This is a genomic window from Emticicia fontis, assembly GCF_054779675.1.
The window spans coordinates 468,742-491,779 of the sequence record NZ_BAAGXU010000037.1 but is presented as its reverse complement, the minus strand read 5'-3'; the positions used below and the strand labels follow the sequence as shown (position 1 = coordinate 491,779).

Genomic DNA, 23,038 nt, shown 5'->3' with positions numbered 1-23,038 from the left:
AAAAACCTATTCAGAAGTGCAGAAACTATCCATCATTATACTGTTTTTAATCATCACGGCCGGGTGTTCGCAGTTTAGTAATTCGCCAACAAGCAAGGCATGGCATAACACGAACGCACTTTTTAACTCTTTGATTATCTCTCGTGAAAACATGAAAGAGGCTGAAAAGGAGTTGTTTAAAACCCGTGAAGAAAATTACAGTGCCCTGATGCCCATTCTCCTGCCGATAGACTCTACCAAAGCCCAGGCAGTAGGAACTAATCTGAAAGAGGTGATAGAGAAAACTTCTTTGATTGCCGAAAGACATTCTAACTCAAGATACTTAGCCGAAGCTTATATTTTACTAGGCAAAGCCCGCCTCATGAAAGGCGATTTACTCAATGCCATTGAGGTATTCAAATATGTAAATACCACTACCAAAGACGAAACAGGCCGCCACATGGCCTTAATCTGGCTGATGCGCGCTTATACCGAGCAAAAAGATTACGAAACGGCCTTGAAAGTATCAGAAGTAATCAGAACCCTGGACCTCAACAAAGCCAATACCCGCGATTTTTATCTGACCAAAGCCTATCTGCATCAACGAACAGGCGAATTTGCGACCTCAGCCGCCATTGCCGAAGAAGCCCTGAAACTGATGAAAAAAGGCGAAGCAACTGCCCGTGTGCATTATGCTGTGGCGCAGATGTATGATATTATCGATCAATCAGCTAAAGCTTTGCCTCATTATCTGGCTGTTTCGAAAAATCGCCCGAATTATGATATGGAGTTCTACTCCAAAATGAATGCTTTGCTAGACGAAGCCGTAGTCAAAAGAGGAAGCGCCGCAGGGGTTCAGGAGAATTTCAAAAAGATGTTGCTCGACCGCAAGAATTCTGACCTGAAAGATAAGATTTACTATACCATGGGTAATCTGGAGGCCAAGAAAGGCAATTATCCGAAAGCCATTGAGTACTATAATTCGTCTCTCAGAAATTCGTCAGGCAATAAATCACAGGATGCGTATACTTATCTCGAATTAGCCGAGATACACTATAACAAACTGGAGAAATATGATTTAGCCAGTCTGTTCTACGACAGTACTTTGACAGCCCTGCCTAAAAACTCACCTGATTACGACCGTATTTCAAGAAGAGCCTCATCGTTAAGTGATTTTGTAAAATACCAGCGTGTATTGACACTGGAAGATAGTTTACAACGCCTGGCAACCATGAACCCTGCCGCACTTGATAAGGCTTTGGAACAGGTAATTCAGCAAAAAGAAGAAGAAATTAAAAAGGCTAAACAAGCGGCAGAAGAGGCAGCTAAGAAAACCAATACTGTAGCCGTACAAAGACTTTCGGATAAAGACGAAACCTTTAAACGCTGGGAGCTTTACGACCCCGTGGTAGCTGCTAAAAACAAAAGCGATTTCTTACAATTATGGGGCAACCGACCGCTGGAAGATGACTGGCGCAGAAAAGATAAACAAGCGGGTTCGGTAAGTTTTAAAGTAGAACGTGGTGTGGTAGGCAACGAAAATACTCCGGCAACCTCACTTACCCGTCAGGAGGCTGAGCAACAAAAAGCAGAAGCCACCGCCAAAGAATTAGACTCCAAAAAGAAAGAATTATACGCCAGAATTCCGTCAAGCCCTGAAAAACTGGTGGCTTCACAGCGCAAGCAGGAAGAAGCCTATTATCAGCTCGGCAAAATCTACAAATTTCAGTTCAATGAGCCTGACAATGCCATAGCGACTTTCAAAACCTTATTGGCAAAATTCCCGAATACGGTGCATGAAGCCGAAGTATTGTATTTACTGGCACTTAGTTCTCCTAATCAGGAAACGAGCCCGTATCGTGCTACTTTGCTTAGTAAATTTCCGGCATCAACTTATGCCCGACAATTATTAAGAGGCAATGTGAGTATTACGAGCGATACCGAATCAAAAGCACAGGTGGTGTATTCGCAGGCATTTAATTTGTATAGCAATGAGAGTTACCAATCGGCACTGAAACTGGCTGAAGACGGATTGATTACCTATACAGGTACCAGTATTGAAGATAAGTTTGCCATGTTGCGCATTATGCTACTGGCCAAAACCGGACAACGGGACATATACCAGCAAGCACTCAACGAATTCATTCAGGGCTATCCATCCAGCAACCTCATGCCAAGAGCGAAAGAACTCATAGCTGTGTTGGATAAGAAATAATTGAGTGAATGAGTGAGTTAGTGAATGAGTGATTGAAGATGAAAGAGGCTTAGGAAGCTAAAAAGATAACATACCTGATTTCTCTTAGGGTCTACTCATATAAAAGATTCGTCTATTGACTCAAAAAATATCCTTTTAAAATAGAGAATATTGACAAAAATATTCTACTGAAGAAGTTATACCAAATGTAATTATTGAATGAGTAAATCATTAGTAACAAATTAATCACTAATTCACTCAATCACTAATTCACTAAATACATCTATAACCTATAATTATGACTAAGCCTAAAACCGATGCCCCTATGGAAGAGGATAGTGAGCAATCTCCTATTCTTGGTACCTGGCGAAACGTATACCTACTAGTCGCCGGAGCTTTGCTTGTTACTATTATCCTTTTCTACCTTTTCACCCGCTATTTTGCATGACCAACCTCGACTGGACACTTCTTACGGTTACATTACTTATAATCATTGTTTACGGTGTGTACAAAAGCCACCGCGACAAAAACATTGACGGCTATCTGCTTGGCAATCAATCATTACCCTGGTATCATGTAGGCCTTTCGGTAATGGCTACACAAGCCAGTGCTATTACGTTTCTCTCAACTACCGGACAGGGTTTTGATGACGGTATGCGCTTTGTGCAATTCTATTTCGGTTTGCCGCTGGCCATGATTGTGTTATGTATCACCTTTATTCCGATTTTCCATCGCCTGAAAGTATATACTGCTTACGAATACCTCGAGCATCGTTTTGATGGCAAAGTGCGCATTTTTACAGCCTTTCTGTTTCTGGTACAACGTAGCCTTTCCACGGGTATTTCTATCTATGCGCCTGCTATTATTCTTTCTACCATCTTCGGGTGGGATATTGTCTGGACCAATATCATCATGGGTGGACTGGTACTTACTTATACCGTCATTGGTGGTACAAAAGCCATTTCTTATACCCACGTGCAGCAGATGCTCGTGATTACGGTTGCTATGTTTCTGGCTGGGGTAATTGTCTTGCAGATGCTTCCTGAGAATATTGGCTTGGTAAAAGCCTTGAAAATAGCCGGTAAAGCCGGGCACATGAAACTGGTCTCTACCGAATTTAATCCGAAAGACCGTTATAATCTATGGTCTGGGCTCATTGGCGGTTTCTTCCTGCAATTATCTTATTTCGGTACTGACCAATCTCAGGTAGGGCGTTACCTGACCGGAGAATCCACCAATCAAAGCCGATTAGGCTTGGTGATGAATGGCTTGCTGAAGGTGCCTATGCAGTTTTTCATTTTGTTGGTGGGGGTTTTGGTATTTGTATTTTATCAATACAACACTACTCCTGTGTTCTTCAATAAAGTCGAGGTTGATAAACTCCGCACCAGCCAGTATGCACCGCAATTGCAGGCATTGGAGCAGGAACATGAGGCTATTTCGAAGAAAAAGCAGGCATTATTAAGCAAGATGGGAGATGTGGAGGATGAGCAGTTAATGGTGTATAAAGCCTCTTTAAAAGAATCGGATTCATTAAGTAAAAATGTAAAAGCACAGGTGGTTGACCTGATTAAGAAAAACAATCCAGGTGCCACTACCAACGACAGAGATTTTGTCTTCCTGCGCTTCGTGCTCGATTATCTGCCGCATGGTTTAATCGGTCTGTTGATAGCCGTTATTTTTGCGGCCTCTATGGGATCTATCGCCTCGGCGTATAATTCTTTAGCTGCCACCACCGTTATAGATGTATACCGCAAGTATGCCAAAACACCGCCCACCGAAAAGGCCGAATTGAATGCTTCGAAAGTTTCGACGGTTTTGTGGGGTATTTTTTGTATATTTGTTGCACAATATGCCAGCGAATTGGGCAATATGATTGAGGTTGTCAACGTATTGGGTTCCTTATTCTATGGCATTATTTTAGGTGTATTTCTGGTAGCATTCTATTTTAAAAAGATTGGCGGCACTGCCACTTTCTGGGCGGCAGTTATCAGCCAGGGTATTATCTTAGGAATCGGGATTCCGCAGTTGATACTGAAAAAAGAATGGATTGCCTATCTTTGGTTTAACCCCCTTGGCTGCGCGTTAGTCATTGGTATAGCGTGGATGATTCAAAACTTATGGAAAAAAAGCGAATTCTCATCGTCGAAGACGACCAACGCCTAGCTGAAAACATCAGCAAGGGGCTGGCCGAAAAAGATTTTGATACCTCTGTAGCATTTGATGGACAGATAGGGCTCCGATTGGGGTCTAGCGGTAAATACGACCTCATTATTCTGGATGTCAATCTGCCGGTTATGAATGGGTACGAAGTCTGTGCCAAAATCCGTGAGAAAGATAGCCAGACCCCCATTATCATGTTGACCGCGCTGGGCGAAACTGACGATAAGATATTAGGCTTTGAAAGAGGTGCCGACGATTATATCGTAAAACCTTTTGAATACCGAGAGTTGCTGGCACGTGTGAATGTATTCCTGAAAAGAGCCTATGCTGAAAACGAACCGAATGCCTCCAGTTTCCTGAGAATTGCTGATTTGGAAATCAATCTGGAAAGCAAAACGGCTTCCCGTCAGGGCACAAAAATTGAATTGACCCCCAAAGAATTTTCTTTGCTCGAATACCTGATCAGAAACAAAGGCAAAGTAGTTTCAAAAGCTGAAATTGCCGAAAAGATATGGGAAGGCAATAATGCCGAAAACAGCCTGAACGTGATTGAAGTATATATTAACTTCCTTCGCAAGAAAATAGACAAAGACTTCGAACCAAAACTGATTCATACCAAAACCGGTATGGGTTATGTATTGAAAGACGATTAGGAATAGACACCCCTGGCCGCGCGGCAGACTGCCCCTAAAGGGGGATTGTAATTTTAAGTCATTGTTGACTAAGTCGTCGGTGTTGTAAAATGGTAGCCGACGCCTTTAATTGTCATCAATTCAAGGGTTTCGTCTTCTTTCAGATAATCACGGAGTTTGGTAATATATACATCCAGATTCCGTGAGTTAAAAAACGAATCATCTCCCCATATGCGCATCAATATTTCTTTACGATTTACCGTAAAGTTTCTGTTTTCCGTAAAAATCTTCAATAATTCAGTTTCTCTGTGCGATAGCTTACGGCAATTATCATTGAGCCTTAGCTCATATTTCTGAGGTAAAAACTCGTATTTCCCTAATGAAATGCTACCCGTTGGTGTGATGCCTTTGCTATTCGATAATAACAATAAATTATTAATCCTGACAATCAGCTCTTCCATACTAAAAGGCTTGCGGATATAGTCATTCCCTCCTGACTGGAAGCCTTTCAAGACATCATCCGTCTGAGTTTTAGCAGTCAGGAATACAATAGGCAGATTAGGTTTTATCTGCCGGATTTCATTGCCCAGCGTATAACCGTCTTTATTGGGCAGCATCACATCCAGCACACAGATATCCGGTTTGAATTGCTCGAATGCCTTCAATACCAGATTGCCATCTGCCACCATTTCTACCTTGAAATTCCGGCTTTCAAGGCTTTCCTTTACTATTTTGCCCAAAAAAGGCTCGTCTTCTACGTATAATACTTTTGTCATTTGTATTCAAATTGTCTTTTTGTAGAGACGTAATGCTTTACGTCTCCATTGGCCTATCCCATCTGATAAATATTTTCTGATGCATGATTAAAAAGGATAGCTGATTATTCTAATGTAGATAGATCCTTGAGACGTAATGCATTACGTCTCTACAAACACAAACTATCAAGATTTTTATTAACCCATCAGCGGCAATCGCATAATAAACGTACTCCCCTCACCTACTCTACTATTTACTTCTATCGTGCCGTTGTGGCGTTCGATTACGTTTTTTACGTAGCTGAGCCCTAAACCATAGCCCTTGATATTATGCACATTTCCGGTTGGTACTCTGAAAAATTTATCGAATATTTTCGGTAAAAACTCTTCTTCAATCCCCATCCCGTTGTCTTCAATACTCAATTGCAGATTCTCTTCGTTCTCCTGCAAAACCACATTTATCTGCGGGTCTTTGCTATACTTCAGGGCATTTTCAAGTAGATTATAAACAACGTTCGTCAAATGAATAGAATCGCCGATAATCGTGAAAGTCTTGCCGAATAAATCAAAATTGACACTAGCCTGGCATTTCTCAAATTGGAGTTTCATCGTAGCCAGCACACTTTCTACCAAACTCCTGAAATTGACATTATCATTATTCAATACCAGTTCTTTTTGTTCAAAAACACTCATTTTCAACACCTTATCTACCAGTATCGACAATCGGTTCAGTTCATTTTTCGAGATTTCCAGATACTCTTTCGTTTGTGCAGGGTTTTGTAAAACATTGAAACTATTGAGCGCTTCAATGGCTACACTTACGGTTGAAATAGGCGTTTTCAGCTCATGGGTGATATTGCTTACAAAATCATTTTTAAGAGCCGTTAATCGCTGTTGTTGTTGCAGGTTTCTATAAATCAACCAGAACGACAAACTGGTAATCGTGATCAGAAAGAGTGAGAAAAGTATCTGTGGCGTAATTTTTCTGATAAGAAACCAATCGGGCTCTTCAAATTTAGCCTGATATACTAAACCAGCAAATGGCACTTGTGCCTTTAATTTAGCGGTAGTATCTAACTGAGCGGCTTTCCTTATTGTCACCTCAAATGGAACCGTAATCTGTTGTTTCAATAATCTGGACTGATATTTCTGTTTCAGTTCTTTAGGTTTCAGGGTGTCGGCCACTAAATTGATAACAATATTCTGAGGAAGGTCTTTTCTTTTTCTTTCGGGTTTGATATACAGATGATTGAATTCTTTTTTCTCTTCCTTCTCAATAGTGTTGAAGCTCACATTCGAAACCATCATAATTCGTCGGGGGTGCCTGGGCAGACTATCTTTAGAAAAACCGTTATTTTCTTTTAATTGTATCCTGATACTATTACGGTTAGAATCCAGACTTATAGACTGTATCATTTTTGCCAGCAAGTCTTTATTCATCGAATCAACAAAATCGAATTTGCCCGTATAAATAGTTGTTGGTCTGCCATCGATGCTATCAGGGATAATGGGCGGCGTTGGAAACTTTCTGGTGAAAAACATACTCCTCACCACTGGTTCATTTGTCTTGCTATCTCCTTTCTTTTTCGATTTTGCCTTTTTAGTTGTAACTGCTGGTTTATCTGCTTTAAACGAAGAATCAACCCGACGTTTAATCAGAGAATCCTGCATCATAGAGACCGTTTTCTCAAAATTATTAGTGATGTCTTTTTGCAGGTTTCTTTTTTGCTCACCATAGTTCTGTCGGAGCCAGAAAATATTAAACAGCGTCAGCACCAATAAGCTTACGCATATTAGTAGGAAGTGTGTCTTATTTTTTATTCCTGTTGTCAATGTCTTTTAATCAATACACCTGTTTGCTGATACGAATTTAAAAGACATTTTTGGTTTCATGGCTATTTATTAACCTTAATTAACATTATTTCAATAATGATTAACCTGCCCTCAGAGCGTAGAAACCTACTTTTGCTGAAAACATTTCAAACCAGCATCAGATGAAAAAGTTATTTTTATTTATCGCTTTAGTTATCAGCCAGTTAGCAATGGCACAAGTACAGGAGGGCATTATTGATTATGAGTTTAAGGTAAATATGCACAAAGGTCTGGGCAAAGACCAGGAGCAAATGAAAAGCATGATTCCTGAGTTCAGAACCAGTAAAAACCGCTTGTTTTTTACCCCTACCGAATCTTTCTATACCAATATTGAAGAAGACCCGGAAGATATAAATACTACGGCAGGTGGGGCTAATGTACAAATGCGTTTCACCCGTCCGCAAATGGATTTATACCGTAATTTCGAAGCTTCCAAATTTATCACCGTGACCGATTTTGCAGGCAAGAAATTCAGGATCGAAGACTCTTTGCAAACCAATCCGTGGAAATTTGTAGATGAAACTAAAAAAGTAGCAGGCTATGATTGCAAGAAAGCTACTTTTCGTAATGAAGAAACCAAGCAGGACGTAGTAGCATGGTATACCGAAGCGCTGGTGAGTCCGGCAGGCCCGCAAGGTTTCTGGGGTTTACCCGGTCTGATTCTGCAAGTTGATTTAAATGAGGGAGCTACCCTTATTACTGCTGCTAAAATAGAGCTCAAAAAACTCACCAATGAAATAAAAACGCCAACCGGAGGCAAAAAAGTAAGTAACAAAGAATTCAAGAAAATCCGGGATGATTATATGAAAGAAATGGGTATTCAGGGAGGCGGTTCAGGCCCAAGAATTATTATTAGAAATGGAGGAGAATAAGCCTATTTCACACTCCGTCAATATAAAAAGCACCAGACTGTTATCTGGTGCTTTTTATATTGATATAATGTCCAGAATTCTAGACATGAAACAACCATTGCTGACCGATAAAAACCAATACCCCAGCAATAAAACCTATTAAAGCCAGCCAGCTGATTTTCTTGAGATACCACATAAAATCGATGTTTTCGATACCCATCACAGCTACACCGGCTGCTGACCCTATGATAATAGTACTACCCCCTGTTCCGGTGGTTAGCGCTAAAAACTCCCAGAAACGATGGTCTTGTGGGAAAGCGCTCAAATCATACATACCTTGTGCCGCAGCCACCAAAGGCACATTATCAACTATGGCTGATAATAAACCTAGCGTAATTCCTATCAGGTAGTCGTTTTTAAGTGTGCCATCCAGAAAAGTAGCAAAGGTCTTGAGCATACCAAAAGATTCTAAAGCCGCTACTGCTAATAAGATACCTAAGAAAAACAGAATACTTGGCGTATCTATCTTTTGCAAAGCATTAGCCACACTCAATTTCTTTTTCTCGTGCTCATGTTTCCTGGCATGGATCCAGGTCGTTACAATCCAGATCATACTCAAGGCCAATAACATACCCATAAATGGAGGCATATGGGTAACGGTCTTGAAAACTGGCACAAATACTAATAAACTTACCCCGGTAATCAAAATTGTATTGCTTTCTTTAGATACTAAATCTTTATTGACCGACGGCTTCTTTATTTTCTTTCCTCTGAATTTATTGACAAGAATCAGAAGAGGAAGACCAGCCACCGCTAAGCTAGCCAGAAATGTTTTCGCCATGATGTTCAGGGCTGTTAACTGCCCGCCTATCCAGAGCATGGTAGTTGTTACATCACCCAGTGGCGACCATGCCCCTCCGGCATTGGCTGCAATGACTATCATGCCTGCAAACCAGAATTTATCTTCTTTTTCGTGAAGGATTTTGGCGCATAACGAGGTCATCACAATGGCAGTAGTCAGGTTATCCAAGAGTGCCGAAATAAAGAAAGTCAGAACCGAAACAATGATCAATAGCTTCCCCTTATCGGTAGTTTTTATTTTCTGGGTTATGATTTCAAATCCATTATGAGAATCTATCAACTCCACAATTGTCATTGCTCCCAGCAGAAAAAACAGAATAGAGGCGATATCACCCAGGTGGTGCATTAAGTGTTCGGAGGCTTCATCTACTGTGTGTACTTCTAAAAAATACATCAACCAGCAGAGTACTCCAGTCATGAGGGCGGTAGCGGCTTTATTAATGCCAAGAGGGTGCTCGAAAGCAATAGCGATATACCCCACTACAAAGAAAATAATCAATAATACGGCAATCATAAAACTGTTGGGATTATATAAAAAAAATTGGGAGAAATTAAGACTAATTACCGAAAGAAACGGTAGTATTTACCTTGCAAATTTACGAAAAAGCCCTCAGAATCTTTCTAAGGTAAGACATTCTTAAGGAAAAAATAATTACTCAGTCTCCTGTAAAATACTCAATCATTTTACAGCAACCCATTTGTATAATAAGTTTCGTCCTCCGAAAATTTATAATGCACTCCAGAACCGGATTCTTCATCTTTTGTATCGTAAACAAGAATTAGCTTTCCGCCCGAATTATATTCGAAAGCTTTAAACTCATCATCCTCTCCCCACTGATATTTTCTAATATTACTGATTTTGCTTCCATCAAAGTCGCTGTACGAAACCTCTTTGATCTCTATATCATCTACTGAATAATATTGGCACTTATACACAAAATCACCCTTTTGATTATAAAAGTAGGTGGTGTTTATCCGAACATTTCCTTCGTATTTAACCATGTAGTCGCTAATACTAAACTCTATATCAGGATAATTGCTTAAATGTTCAGGTATCAGCTTTTGAGATAGAATATTATGAAAAAGCGTAGTATATTTTACAAACGTAATTTTACCTAAGCGGATATGTTCTGTTTTTGACTCAAATTCGTTAAGAATCATTTTTTTCTCGTAAGAATCTGCTTTAATAGCTTCTTCATACGATACCTCTTTAAAATCTACATAGTATTTCACCATAGTTTTTCTCTCAATCTGAATGTTTAAACTTTAATGATTATAACTTGGCTTGGACTTCAATTTTCAATACCTCCCTGCTCCCCTCCGTAACCTTAAATCGCTCATCAGTTCTCAACCCGATAATCCACACAATATCGTCATCTGAGCATAAGAGAAAAGTAGTTTTTTTCAGGTGTAAAGGCACTTTTTTATCCACCAGAAAATCACTTACTTTCTTCTTTCCTTTCATTCCCAGAGGAATAAACCAGTCACCGGATTGCCACGGGCGTATACTCAAGGGATATTTGATTTTAGCCGCATCAACCCAGAGAATATTGGAGTTTCTTTCAGCGTTAAGATAGGCTTGCCAATCTTTTACGGTAGTCTGGCTTATTCTTAGTTTCAATCCATAGTACTCAATCTCTTCAATACCTTCTTCAATACATACTTCCTCAAAACTCCTTTCTTCTTTGGCCGTAATAATCAGATACTCACGGTCTTTAATAAGCGTATGAGTAGCCGATTGGAAAGTTTTACCGGAGGCTTTATTTAGTGATTGATAGATTTCTTTCGATTGAAAATAGTTAAAGCCAAACTCTTTCAATGTTTCCTCCAATAAATAAGCTGCCGATTGCCAGCTTTGAATAGATGAGATTTTTAATGATAAGACATCAGGCTCTTCCTTACTAATTGCCTTTTTAAAGTCATTCAGGTTTTGTTGAAAAATACTGTCAATCGCTTGCAATCGTTCAATATTCCGGGCAAAGGTATTTTCTACATTGGGGTTGATTTGCTTAAGCAAAGGCACCACTTCATTTCGCAATAAATTCCGCTGATAATCATTTGACGCATTACTGCTATCCTCCCGCCATTCTAATTGCTTCTCTGCCACATATTGCTCAATGTCTGTTCTGGACGCAAAAAGTAATGGCCGGATGATGGCCCCTTTCTTAGCCAAAATACCTCTCAATCCTGAAATGCCTGTGCCTTTGGTCAGATTCAGCAAAATGGTTTCAAGACTGTCGTTCAGGTGGTGGGCAGTAGCAATGTATTGGTACTCTGATTCTTGTCTCAACTGCTCAAACCATTCATAACGGAGCTGACGCGCAGCCATTTCTATGGAAATTTTGTGGGTTTTGGCATAGTCTTTTGTCTGGAAGGTGGTAGCACGGAATGGTATTCCGTTGCTCGCACATAGCTGCTCCATAAATTCAGCATCCTGCTCTGATTCTTCGCCTCTCAACTGGAAATTACAATGAGCAACCGTAAAATTAAACTTAGCCTCCCGAAACAGGTCTAATAATACAATGGAATCTTTCCCACCGCTCACCGCTAATATGATTTTATCAGTAGGCTGGAAAAGACTTTGTTCGTTAATATATGTTAAGAAAGACTGAAGCATGAGCGCAATTACGTACTTTTGCAAACAAAATTAGAATATTGCTCACAAGATGTTGACTATTGGCCTGAAAAATATAAGAATAGTACGCTTTCTCTGCTCCAACAGATTTCCGCTGATGTTGCTGACAGGCTTACTATGCTCGCTTATCTCTTATGCCCAGAAGCCCCTCAATCCGCCAGTTCCTACTGCTCCCAAGACCCGCATTAATCTATTACACGCCGATAGTTTGATTGGGAATAATCAGGAAGCCATAGCATCGCGTCAGTTTATAGGCAATGTGGCATTTCAGCATAAAGGAGCTATTCTCTACTGTAATACCGCTACCCAATACGAGCTCACCAATAATATTGAAGCCTTTGGCAATATCCGCATTGTGCAGGGCGATACTCTGACCGTAACAGGTGATACCCTCTATTATGATGGCAATACAAGATTCGCCCGTGTATTAGGTAAAAAAGTAGTGCTGACTGACTCTAAGGTAACGCTTACCACCCGTATCATAGAATACGATATGGCTCGAAACAGGGCCTACTATCCGGTAAGAGGGGTGATTGTGCAGGATTCAAGCACACTGAAAAGCGAAAAAGGTTATTATAATACGCGTTCCAAAATTTTTAATTATAAGGAAAACGTAGAAATCATCAATCCGAAATATACCATTACTACCGATAGTCTACAATACAATGCCCGTACTAAAATAGCCTTATTTAAAGCGCCCACGCTTATTAAAAGCAAAGACGGTGATATTGTAGCCAATGCCGGAAGTACTTATAATACCGAAACCCAGCAATCGAATTTCAAAGGCCGCTCCAAAGTCGTCAATGAAAACTATACGCTGGTGGGTGATACGTTGCTGTTTAATCAGAAAACAGAATCAGGCATCGCCAAAGGAAACGTAGAATTTGTTTCAAAGAAAGATAAAGTAATTCTGACCGGGCAAAGAGCTATCCGCAATGGTGATTTAGGATTGATTAAGGTAATGGGCAATGCTGTTATGCGTAATGGCTCTGAGAAAGACACACTTTATATGCGTGCTGATACCCTATATGCCTATGAAATGAAAGACAGTGTGGCTACTACTAGGGCAAAAAAAGACACGGTGAAGCGGGAGAAAAAGATGGAAAAACTGATAGCGCAGGGCAACGTGCAGGTTTACAGAATAGATATGCAAAGCAAAAGTGACTCGCTTCTCTATGACCTGAAAGACTCTGTTATCCACTTTTTCACAAAACCTATCATTTGGAATCCGCAAAACCAATCTGAAGCAGATACAATTCACGTATATATGAAAAACGGTAAGGTAAACCGGATGTACCTCGTCAATCAGGGGTTTGTGATAGCCAAAGATACCTCATCGAACTATAATCAGGTAAAAGGGCGAAAAATAACAGCTTTGCTTAATGAACAGACTCGACTCGACCAGGTGATTGTGGAGGGTAACGGCCAAAGTATTTATTATGCTTTAGACGACCATAATAAACTAATTGGTGTAAATCATGTCGAATGTAGTAGAATGAATATCAGGTTTAAAGAAAATCAGGTGAAGCGTATAGCATTTATAGGTAAGCCCGATTCGAAACTGGTGCCACCTAAAGAGCTGACCAACAGCGCAAACCGTCTGGATGGCTTTAGTTGGCGCGAAAAAGAAAAACCTACAAAAGAAGATGTTCTTGGTGTGAAATTTGCTGTAAAACAATAGGCTGGCACACTTTTTTAGTAGTATAAAATATTAAAAGCGTATTAAAAAAAATGGCTAACGATAATATTTATCACTTATTGCAACCATTTAATCATAAATAGCGTCCTTATATAAAAAATTAATTTGGTTTTTATTCTTTGTGATTTATATTTGTATAATCCCTACAAATCACATAACGAATCTTATAAAAGTTTTTTGTTTTAAAATATGGTAAAAAATTTACAAAAATATATATTGGTGTTGATTGGAATGGCTCTACTATCAAACGTAGCCTTGGCGCAAGTCGAGAAAGGCAAGTCGCGTTTGGATATAGGTAAAAAGCCAGCTACGAAAGCACAGGTTCAGAAATTAAGCTACGTAGGCAAACCAATGCCTAAAGAGGTAAAGCTGGACAAACCTACTGTGGTAAATCAATACTTCAGAAATGCCCTTTTGAATGGTTCTCCGAAACCAGCAGTTGTGAAAGCAAGCACAAATAATACTGAAACGCTTACAGCAAACACTGATAGAAACATAGGCACTACTAATAATAACAGCATTGAGCCTGATAAATTGTTCTCTAACGAAAAAATTACCGTTTCGAACATTTATCCGAATCCGGCCAATGATTTTGCGATGGTAGATTACTCGATTACAGGTAATGTAAACGATGCCAGTATGTTATTTTACAATTTATTGGGTAATGAGGTTGGTAATTTTGAGTTAGATAAAAGCGACCGCAAATTGAAAGTACAAACCACCAACTGGGATGCAGGCGTATACCTCTATCAATTGGTAGTAGATGGCAAAAAAGTAGTTACCAAAAAATTATTAGTAAGACATAACTAAGCATTTGAGCAAGATAATACCATCTGGGAAGCGACGACTCGCTTCCTTTTTTTTTGGAAAAGCCCATAAAATAGGGTTGTTTTGCAGAAAAAATCATTTGCCTATCACTACCTCATGCTAAAGTATTCAGTTATCACGCCTGTATATAACCGTCCTGACGAAGTCAGAGAATTATTAGAAAGCCTGACCAGACAGACTTACCAGAACTTTGAGGTAATTATTGTAGAAGATGGCTCAACCCTGAAATGTGAAGAAGTATGCCGGAGCTTCGAAAAACGTCTGGATCTTAAATACTTCTACAAACCCAATTCAGGACAAGGCTTTTCCCGCAATTATGGTTTCGAACGTGCCTCCGGCGATTATTTCGTGCAGCTGGATTCTGATGCCATTATCCCCGAAAGATATTTTGAGATTGTCGATAATTACCTTTCTGCAAATTGGCTGGATGCTTACGGCGGCCCTGACGCAGCGCATGAAAGCTTTACTGATACCCAGAAAGCCATCAACTATGCCATGACTTCGGTCTTTACTACCGGAGGCATCAGAGGAAAGAAAAACAATGCTGGAGGGCAATTCCATCCGCGTAGTTTCAATTTCGGTATATCCAGAAAAGTATGGGAAGCCACCCAGGGCTATACCATGACCCGCATGGCCGAAGATATAGAATTCAGTATCCGTATTATTGACAAAGGTTTCAAAGTAGGCCTGATAGAAGAAGCCTTTATTTACCATAAAAGACGTACCGATTTCAGGCAGTTTTATAAACAGCTACACTTCTTCGGCCGTGGCCGCATCAACCTATCCAGAATGTTTCCTTCTGAATTGAAATTGGTACACTTCTTCCCGATGGTGTTTACCTTAGGCGTTTTATCCATCCCTATCCAATTGCTGCTGAGTTTCATCAGCCCATTCTTCTGCTATACTTTTCTCTTTTCTGTGGGCGTAATGGTGCTCTATCAATTGATGATATTCATAGACTCCACCTTGCAAAACAAAAGCCTCAAAGTAGGCTTCCTGAGCATCATCGCCTGCTTCATTCAGTTATTTGCCTATGGTGTAGGCTTTATGCAAGAAAAACTCAGACTGATTAATACTTAAACAAGATTTGCCACAATAGACACTGAAAGCACGGGGTACGTGCACAATTCCATTGTCGCAATTAGCTTTATCTGAATTGTGAATACTTCGTATACTTTGTGGTAAAATTTAAGAGATTTCAGATTTTAGGTGTCAGATACCGCTGCAAATAAGCCACGCTTCTGCTGAAAGGCTTCAAGCCTGCAAACAGCAAACCAGCCGAAACTACACAGCCTATCAATTGGGTGATAAAGATGGAATACTGAATTTTGAGCGGGTCATGAAAAATAATATCATTCAATAAACCAACCGACAAAGGCCCTAAGCCCAAACCGATGATATTGACCACAAACAGGAAAAACGCTGAGAAAATAGCCCGCATATTATTAGGTGTTACTTCCTGAATAGCAGCCGTAGCCGAGCCGTAAGGGAAAGCTGCAAAGAAGCAGAACAGCGCAACAAAAATCAATCCGGTATTCGGGTCAGGCATTAATAAACCAATCGTGCATAAAATCGATATAGACATTCCGATAAAACCTGCTTTCATTTTGGCATTTATCACTCCTTTTTTAGACAGGTAATCGGCATACCTCCCGCCTGTAAGCACACCTAAAGTAGCAAAAACTGTGATTATCATCCCAAAAACTACCCCGGCTTTTTGTGGTTCCCAACCATGTATCCGATTCAGATAAGTAGGCACCCAATAGATGCCTGCATAAGAAGCCAGTGACATAAAAGAAATACCAAAACTCAGGTTGACGAAAGTGGATCTATTGGCCTTAAAATAAGAAAGTATCTCAGCGATTGAGGCTTTATTGATTGATTCTTTATCACTATCCAGTTCTTTCCGTTTAGGCTCTTTGATGGTTTGAAGCAGCAATACAATTAATATACCCGGAAAGCCAATATAAAAGAAAATCACCTGCCACGAGAAAATTTCTCCGACAAATGGTATCTGAATATTCTCTTTCCCGATCATCGAACTGATAGCCGCTCCAATCAGAATCGAAAGCCCTGAACCCAGATAAACTCCCAGATTATAAATACTCATGGCAGTAGCCAGTTTTCGTTTCGGAAAATAGTCTGAAATCATAGAATACGCTGCAGGAGAGAGCGCAGCTTCGCCGATACCTACCCCAACACGGGCAAAAAACAATGCCCAGAAACTTCCGGCCAGCCCGCATAGCACTGTCATTAAACTCCAGATAGCAATACCCCAGGCAATGATTTTCTTCCGGCTCATTCTATCAGCCAATAAGCCGATAGGTATCCCTAAAAGCGTATAAAACAACGCAAAACTAAGCCCCATCAGCAAGCCCATCTGGGTGTCAGTAATATCAAATGAAGCTTTTATGGGTTTAACCAATAGTGCTAAAATTTGTCTGTCGATAAACGAAGAGATATAAGCTAATAGAAGAATGCCCAATACATACCAGGCATAGCGGAGCGAGGACTGTTCTTTCATAGAAATAGTGCCCGATTATTCATCGGATAGAGGCTTAGGTCTTAGATTGAGCAGTAAGTTAGCGATTATTCTTTAAATATTGGGATTATTCTCATAAGAAATTCTACTTTTCTTATTCTGAAAACGCTTCACCACTTTCCGGATTAAGAAGAAAAATAAGAAGACACAGAGAATGGCAATAAAAACAGGAATCCAGAGGGTTAATGCAGAGAAGATGATGGATATAAAGTTTTCGATAGTAGCTACAATCGAATTACCAAAGCCCGCTGTAAACTTGGTGGAGGCTAGTCTAAGTAGGCTTGTTCCGGCTTGGATAGTGCCAGCCATGCCTCCTCCGGCAATAATACCAAGCGTCCATTTGAGTTCAGGAGAATCAATTTTGAGGAAAGAAGTTGTCAGGATAGTACCCGCCACAAACGAAGCAGGTAGAGCAATTGTATCTAAGAGATTATCGACAACAGGAATATAATAGGCCATAATTTCGGCCAAGGTAGCTGCTCCCAGAATATAAGTAGCCGCAGGGCTCCCCAACCACTCAAAACCCTGGGATAAATCAAGCACTCCGAATCGGGTAGCCAGATTACCAATCAGCATCGGCACAAAAATACGAAAACCCGAACAGGCGCTCAGGGCAATACCGATAGACAGGCTGATGAGGAATTCTTGCATAAACTGGATTGATTAGATTGGTCAATTTATGCAAAAATTATAAAAAGTGTATCACGATTTTTCAAATCGTTCAAGAGCCTGTTTAAATTTTGTTCTTCTGACCGAAAAGGATAGATTTTTTATTTAGACAAGGCGCATTTTGCAGATGTAGCCAGCAGCTACATCGAAAGAATGCAACGCAGTATAAATGAAAAATATACCTTTGAAGGTCGAACAATAATTTTTAAACAGGCTCTAAAAGCCACAAAATAAAATGGATAGATAAATATGGAAATTCATTTATCTATCCATTTCGTCGGCTAACGATTTAAAAAATCGTGATACAATTATGCCGTCTCCGATACCTGTTTCTTTGGCCCCAACTTACTCTTCACAATGATATTTACCCGATATACCAGCCAGATACACAAAATAATAACACCAATTGAGATAATACCTAAAGTCGGATAATGCTCGAGCGGGCTGTATTTATCTTTTTGCACAATGATAAACCCTGCCAGGATAGAAGCCAGTCCTCCGGCAATTTGTTGAAGCGATGAGTTGATACTCATAAAAGCCCCTCTGTCTTGCATTGCTGGGATGGCCGTCATCAATGAAGTAGCCGGAACCATTCGCGACATGATACCTGCAAACAGCAAGATATTCAGAATCATGATAATCCAGATAGGCATAGGGGTCAGGTTGGTATAAACCGCTGTCATGATTATCGCCCAGATAGACCCAAAAGCAAATACCTTAAATTTATCGAATTTATCACTCAACCGACCTACAATCGGCATAATAACCAACGATGAAATACCAGTCACCATAAATACCATCGGCAATTGTTCCTGCGTAATTTTCAAGTTATTGATAGCAAAGGCACTACCAAAAGGCATCATCAAGAACCCTCCTACTGATAGCAAAGCAGTTCCTGCAAAAGCTACCTGATAGTTGGTTGTAGCTAATACATGGCGGAAGTGTTCGAATACATTTCTTTCGGTTTTCAGTTCAAGGTGTTTGGTAACAGGTTTTAATCCCTGCATGATTGCCAGAGCAATAATAATGCTCAGCCCCACGATCATCAGGAATGGTGCATGCCAGCCCCATAGATTGGCTAAATATAAACCTATCGGAATCCCCAATACCTGACTAGCCGCAAAACCCATTTGTACTGTTCCCATTACCCGGCCTCTTTGTTCAATCGCAAAAATATCGGTGATGATAGCCATACCGATTGAGCCAATTACCCCACCAAACAAGCCTGTGACGATTCGAGCAGCAACCAGCAATTCGTAAGTTGGCGCTAAGGCACAAAATAAGGTACCTAGTATAAAGCCTACATAAAAGAACAACAAGAGTTTCTTGCGGTCATATTTATCGGCGAAACCTGCCGCCAATAAGCCCGAAATACCCGCACTAAAGGCATAGCTAGAGACAGCCAAACCAAATTGTTTAGGCACGATATCCAATGATTTCATCAGAATATCTCCTAATGGCGACATTACCATAAAGTCTAAAACCACTGTAAATTGTGTAACAGCCAGTAGTGCCACCACTAATTTCTGATACCCGGTAAATGCTTTTTTTTCCATAATATATTAATCGTTTAATTCTTCACATTCAAAACCTGATTGCTTGATTATACCAATGAGTTCGCTGATACAGATTCCCTCAGTCGATGCCCTGAGTACCCCATCACAATCGTGATAATCGACCGACCATTGAATGATTTGCGGAATGTTACTCATTTGTGCAGCCAGTGCTTCTTTCATAGCCAGGCTACGCACATTGGTTTTTAGTATAAATAACTCCATAAATAATAGCTTTTTCGCAAAAAATATCGTGTGTAAATGATGGTTTATCAGCTAAAATCAGGCTTTCAGGGCTTTTATTACTAATCCAAAAGTTTCCCACATCACTTCGTCTGAAAACTGAAAAGGTCTGCCTGCCAGGCTAGTCCCTTCTGTATGAAAACGAAGCAGGTTGTATAAGGGCGCATAAGCCAGCGACCAGAATACTTCCGGCGTAGTGGGCAGAATCTCCTCATTTTCAATGGCTTTGTGTACAAATCGGCCTAAAGCATTGGCAAACTCCATACTTAAGGTTTCAAAAACCCTTGCCCTAAGTGGAGAATGTTTCAATTGTTCAAGAAAAGTCGCTTTTACCGGACTTTCCAACCAATAATCTGCTCGGTTTCGCCATTGTATCCGCAGACCTTCTTCAAAACCCATCTCCGGGTCAAAGTCTTTCAGGATAGTATCTGCCAACCTGGTGGCTTCTTCATAGCCCAGTTGATACAGTAAATCTTCTTTATCTCTATAATAAATATAAAGTGTGGCCGGAGAAACATTCGCTTCCTTGGCCAGTTTCTGCATACTAAATCCGTCAAGGCCCTCGGTTACAATCATCTCGATTGCCTTCTCTTTCACCAGCAGTTCTTTATGTTCGTCTCTATATCTCATATTCTGATACAAATATAAATGAATGTTCGTTCATTTATCATTAAAAACCCATTAAAGTTTATTTTTGAAGTGCCTGATCATCATCCCATAGTCCATGTCATGTGCCAATCCCCACACTGCCTGCGATATGCGTTTAGTCTTTGTTTCGATGGTTTTGGCCTCTTCAATCCAGTTGGAAAAGTATCGCTGATGCCCCGGCGCTAATGAATTAAATTTCTCCAGAGCCTTCGAATCATCTTCCAGACATATCAGCAAATCTTCTGAAATCTTATGTTCGTCGGTATCCTGTTCCAGTGATACCTCAATTGTAGCGCCTTCAATTTTCCTGATGCCTTTGCGCATACCGCCATTGATGGCCATCATAAAATCACCCTCTCCTGCGGGCAATAAGGCTACCTGTTTAATCGGATGGTCATCTAATTTGCCCCGTACTCTGAAAGAAGTCTTGGTATCGGGTTTTATCTGGTTAGCAATATGGGCCGGAATGATGATGTAGGTCCAACCGGTTTTGTCTCCGTTTTTTTCAAATTTCTGAAGAGTAGTCTTAAAAGTAACCATTGTTTCTGAACGATTATGTATCTTTATGAGTTTAAAATTAGGAGATTGATTGAGATTATTTCAGAAATAAGAGGAGAATTAATTTACCCTTAATCTTTAAGAAGATAATCATTTTGCATAGATTAATTGAGCGAACGCTGCGCAGACTCAAAGAGTAAGCGTTTTGGCTAAAGCCAATTAAATGATACAGTTTTACTATTTCTCCAGCTAAAGCTGGAGGCAATTAATTCATTAGTGAATGAGCGAACAAAATCCTTCTGGTAATATTTTCGATTGGGCAGTGCTGAAAAGATTGTTTCAGTTTATACGCCCCTATCAGTTTCGTTTTTATGTGCTGGTATTTGTGATTCTGATGGGAGCAGCGCTGGCACCGGCTATTCCGCTTTTGATAAAACAGACTATCGATGGCCCAGTATCAGCAGGTGATTACGCAGGCTTAGCGCAAATGATGCTCATTATGGTGGGCATATTGGTTTTGCAATCGCTGATTCAGTTTGTAAACACCTATCTGGCAGGTTGGCTGGGGCAGAATATCATCCGTGATATTCGTATTCAGTTATATCAGAAGATTATCCATTTACGCCTGAAATTCTTTGACGATACTCCTATCGGGCGCCTAGTAACCCGCACTATTTCGGATATTGAAACCCTGGCCGATGTATTCAGTGAAGGAATTGCTGCCATTGCCGGAGATATTCTGCAACTGGTTTTGATTATTACCGTCATGTTTTATACCGACTGGAAATTATCTCTCATGAGCCTGAGTACGATTCCTTTGATGTTGATTAGTACCTATATTTTCAAAGAGAAAGTAAAGAAATCGTTCAATATTGTGCGTAACGCGGTGGCGAATCTGAATTCCTTTGTGCAGGAGCATATCACAGGTATGAGCATTGTGCAGATTTTTAACTCTGAGCAGATAGAGTATAAGAAGTTTGTAGAGATAAACAAAGAACACCGCGATGCCAATATCAAATCTATCATGTATTATTCGGTTTATTATCCGGTAGCGGAGGTTATTGCGGCTTTGGGTACAGGGCTGGTGGTATGGTTTGGCGCAAAACAGATGTTGAATAGTGAAGTGAGTTATGGTACGGTTACGGCCTTCATCATGTTTATCAATATCTTCTTCCGCCCGATACGGATGCTGGCGGATAGAATGAATACTTTGCAGATGGGAATTGTGAGCACCGACCGTATCATTAAATTATTGGATAGCGACGAATATACTTCAAACGACGGCAAATACACTACCCATCTGAAAGGTGAGGTGGAATTTAAAGATGTATGGTTTGCTTATAATGAGGAAAACTATGTATTGAAGAATATATCTTTTAAAGTCAATCAGGGAGAAACGGTGGCTTTTGTGGGAGCAACAGGTGCCGGAAAATCATCTATTATCAACCTCTTATCAAGATTCTACGAGATAAACAAGGGTGAAATATGGATTGATGGCATTGATATTAAACAATATGATTTAAAACATCTTCGTGAGCAGATTGGCGTGGTGTTGCAAGATGTATTCTTATTCTCTGATACAATAGAAAATAATATTACACTGGGTGATACCTCTATTTCAAGAGAAAATATCGTTGAGGCGGCCAAACTGGTAGGAGTTCATGATTTTATCATGCAATTGCCTAATAATTACGAGTATAATGTACAGGAACGCGGTGCAACTCTTTCGGTAGGGCAACGCCAGTTGATTTCGTTTGTACGTGCCATGGTGCAAGACCCTAAAATTATTGTATTAGACGAAGCCACTTCATCAGTAGATACCGAAACAGAAGAACTGATTCAGAATGCCATTGGTCAATTAATGAAAGGCCGCACAGCCATTGTGATTGCTCACCGCTTAAGTACCATCCAGAAAGCCCATAAGATTATTGTGTTGGATAAAGGCCAGATAATGGAAGAAGGCAACCACGAAGAATTATTGGAAAAAGATGGCTTCTACGCCAATTTGTATCGGATGCAGTATAAGGAGGCGTTGGTGTAGGGGAAGAATTTAGTGAATGTGTGATTTAGTGAATGAGTGATTGGACGGCCGCTGCCGCCGTGATTTGGTAATTAATCATAAATCGTGATACACTCATAAAAATCAAAAAAGCTCCCAAATCCATTTGAGAGCTTTTTTTGATAATTATATATATTGATATAATTATGCCAATTTCACGTTCACGGCGTTTAGACCTCTTTTACCTTCTTGGATTTCGAAAGTTACTTCGTCATCCTGACGGATTTGATCTTTTAATTCTGAAACATGAACAAAAACCTCTTGGTTTGTTCCGTTTACTTTTACAAAACCATAACCTTTGGTTTCGTTGAAAAACTTAACTATTCCTGTAGACATTTGAAAAAATTTGTATTTTGT

21 protein-coding genes are annotated in these 23,038 nt (G+C 40.1%); 9 read left to right on the top strand and 12 right to left on the bottom strand.

Annotation, left to right across the window (positions count from 1 at the left end):
* Window positions 1-16: 16 nt before the first annotated feature.
* The 4 genes from porW to ACYVFA_RS17885 all read left to right on the top strand — a co-directional run bounded on the left by porW (window position 17) and on the right by ACYVFA_RS17885 (window position 4,989).
* Window positions 17-2,194, top strand: coding sequence for a type IX secretion system periplasmic lipoprotein PorW/SprE (gene porW / locus ACYVFA_RS17900; RefSeq protein ID WP_460473223.1), 2,178 nt, complete (start codon window positions 17-19; stop codon window positions 2,192-2,194).
* Window positions 2,195-2,471: 277 nt separating this feature from the next.
* Window positions 2,472-2,621 (top strand): hypothetical protein, encoded by a 150-nt coding sequence (locus ACYVFA_RS17895; protein WP_460473222.1) that lies wholly within the window; start codon window positions 2,472-2,474, stop codon window positions 2,619-2,621.
* On the top strand, window positions 2,618-4,339 hold the full coding sequence (locus tag ACYVFA_RS17890) for a sodium:solute symporter family protein (protein WP_460473221.1): 1,722 nt from the start codon (window positions 2,618-2,620) through the stop codon (window positions 4,337-4,339). Before ACYVFA_RS17895 ends, ACYVFA_RS17890 begins: the two co-directional genes overlap by 4 nt.
* Complete coding sequence (locus ACYVFA_RS17885; protein WP_460473220.1) at window positions 4,294-4,989, top strand: response regulator transcription factor; 696 nt, start codon at window positions 4,294-4,296, stop codon at window positions 4,987-4,989. The genes ACYVFA_RS17890 and ACYVFA_RS17885 overlap by 46 nt, the downstream gene beginning before the upstream one ends.
* A gap of 68 nt (window positions 4,990-5,057) precedes the next feature.
* Here the strand turns inward: ACYVFA_RS17885 and ACYVFA_RS17880 are convergent, their stop codons facing one another.
* Together ACYVFA_RS17880 and ACYVFA_RS17875 are read right to left on the bottom strand one after the other, a co-directional pair.
* Entirely contained in the window at window positions 5,058-5,744 is a 687-nt protein-coding gene (locus ACYVFA_RS17880) for a response regulator transcription factor (protein ID WP_460473219.1), read from the bottom strand.
* Between the two features lie 177 nt (window positions 5,745-5,921).
* Window positions 5,922-7,556 (bottom strand): sensor histidine kinase, encoded by a 1,635-nt coding sequence (locus ACYVFA_RS17875; protein WP_460473218.1) that lies wholly within the window; start codon window positions 7,554-7,556, stop codon window positions 5,922-5,924.
* Between the two features lie 161 nt (window positions 7,557-7,717).
* Between ACYVFA_RS17875 and ACYVFA_RS17870 the strand changes: the two genes are divergently transcribed.
* Window positions 7,718-8,467: a GLPGLI family protein gene (locus tag ACYVFA_RS17870; protein WP_460473217.1), complete on the top strand. Its 750-nt coding sequence runs from the start codon at window positions 7,718-7,720 to the stop codon at window positions 8,465-8,467.
* A gap of 79 nt (window positions 8,468-8,546) precedes the next feature.
* On the opposite strand, the gene nhaD is transcribed toward ACYVFA_RS17870, so the two are convergent.
* The 3 genes from nhaD to tilS all read right to left on the bottom strand — a co-directional run bounded on the left by nhaD (window position 8,547) and on the right by tilS (window position 11,948).
* Window positions 8,547-9,821: a sodium:proton antiporter NhaD gene (gene nhaD / locus ACYVFA_RS17865; protein ID WP_460473216.1), complete on the bottom strand. Its 1,275-nt coding sequence runs from the start codon at window positions 9,819-9,821 to the stop codon at window positions 8,547-8,549.
* A 170-nt stretch (window positions 9,822-9,991) separates the two neighbouring features.
* Window positions 9,992-10,543: a hypothetical protein gene (locus tag ACYVFA_RS17860; protein WP_460473215.1), complete on the bottom strand. Its 552-nt coding sequence runs from the start codon at window positions 10,541-10,543 to the stop codon at window positions 9,992-9,994.
* Between the two features lie 37 nt (window positions 10,544-10,580).
* On the bottom strand, window positions 10,581-11,948 hold the full coding sequence (gene tilS, locus ACYVFA_RS17855) for a tRNA lysidine(34) synthetase TilS (protein WP_460473214.1): 1,368 nt from the start codon (window positions 11,946-11,948) through the stop codon (window positions 10,581-10,583).
* A gap of 25 nt (window positions 11,949-11,973) precedes the next feature.
* Between tilS and ACYVFA_RS17850 the strand changes: the two genes are divergently transcribed.
* From ACYVFA_RS17850 to ACYVFA_RS17840, 3 genes are all read left to right on the top strand, one after another.
* On the top strand, window positions 11,974-13,623 hold the full coding sequence (locus ACYVFA_RS17850; protein WP_460473213.1) for an OstA-like protein: 1,650 nt from the start codon (window positions 11,974-11,976) through the stop codon (window positions 13,621-13,623).
* 207 nt (window positions 13,624-13,830) lie between these two features.
* On the top strand, window positions 13,831-14,451 hold the full coding sequence (locus ACYVFA_RS17845; RefSeq protein ID WP_460473212.1) for a T9SS type A sorting domain-containing protein: 621 nt from the start codon (window positions 13,831-13,833) through the stop codon (window positions 14,449-14,451).
* A gap of 114 nt (window positions 14,452-14,565) precedes the next feature.
* Entirely contained in the window at window positions 14,566-15,549 is a 984-nt protein-coding gene (locus tag ACYVFA_RS17840; protein ID WP_460473211.1) for a glycosyltransferase family 2 protein, read from the top strand.
* 118 nt (window positions 15,550-15,667) lie between these two features.
* Here ACYVFA_RS17840 and ACYVFA_RS17835 read toward each other — a convergent pair whose 3' ends face one another.
* The 6 genes from ACYVFA_RS17835 to ACYVFA_RS17810 all read right to left on the bottom strand — a co-directional run bounded on the left by ACYVFA_RS17835 (window position 15,668) and on the right by ACYVFA_RS17810 (window position 20,664).
* Window positions 15,668-16,993, bottom strand: coding sequence for a spinster family MFS transporter (locus tag ACYVFA_RS17835; protein ID WP_460473210.1), 1,326 nt, complete (start codon window positions 16,991-16,993; stop codon window positions 15,668-15,670).
* Window positions 16,994-17,065: 72 nt separating this feature from the next.
* Window positions 17,066-17,662, bottom strand: coding sequence for a DUF4126 domain-containing protein (locus ACYVFA_RS17830; RefSeq protein ID WP_460473209.1), 597 nt, complete (start codon window positions 17,660-17,662; stop codon window positions 17,066-17,068).
* 326 nt (window positions 17,663-17,988) lie between these two features.
* A complete protein-coding gene (locus ACYVFA_RS17825) occupies window positions 17,989-19,236 on the bottom strand; it encodes an MFS transporter (RefSeq protein ID WP_460473208.1) in 1,248 nt (415 codons plus the stop codon).
* 6 nt (window positions 19,237-19,242) lie between these two features.
* Window positions 19,243-19,458, bottom strand: a complete 216-nt coding sequence (locus ACYVFA_RS17820) for a hypothetical protein (RefSeq protein WP_460473207.1) — start codon at window positions 19,456-19,458, stop codon at window positions 19,243-19,245.
* A 57-nt stretch (window positions 19,459-19,515) separates the two neighbouring features.
* Window positions 19,516-20,106, bottom strand: a complete 591-nt coding sequence (locus ACYVFA_RS17815) for a TetR/AcrR family transcriptional regulator (RefSeq protein ID WP_460473206.1) — start codon at window positions 20,104-20,106, stop codon at window positions 19,516-19,518.
* A gap of 51 nt (window positions 20,107-20,157) precedes the next feature.
* Complete coding sequence (locus ACYVFA_RS17810) at window positions 20,158-20,664, bottom strand: DUF1905 domain-containing protein (RefSeq protein ID WP_460473205.1); 507 nt, start codon at window positions 20,662-20,664, stop codon at window positions 20,158-20,160.
* Window positions 20,665-20,902: 238 nt separating this feature from the next.
* Here ACYVFA_RS17810 and ACYVFA_RS17805 point away from each other — a divergent pair, with 238 nt between their 5' ends.
* Entirely contained in the window at window positions 20,903-22,663 is a 1,761-nt protein-coding gene (locus ACYVFA_RS17805) for an ABC transporter ATP-binding protein (RefSeq protein ID WP_460473204.1), read from the top strand.
* 162 nt (window positions 22,664-22,825) lie between these two features.
* Here the strand turns inward: ACYVFA_RS17805 and ACYVFA_RS17800 are convergent, their stop codons facing one another.
* On the bottom strand, window positions 22,826-23,017 hold the full coding sequence (locus ACYVFA_RS17800; protein ID WP_116982241.1) for a cold-shock protein: 192 nt from the start codon (window positions 23,015-23,017) through the stop codon (window positions 22,826-22,828).
* Window positions 23,018-23,038: the final 21 nt, after the last annotated feature.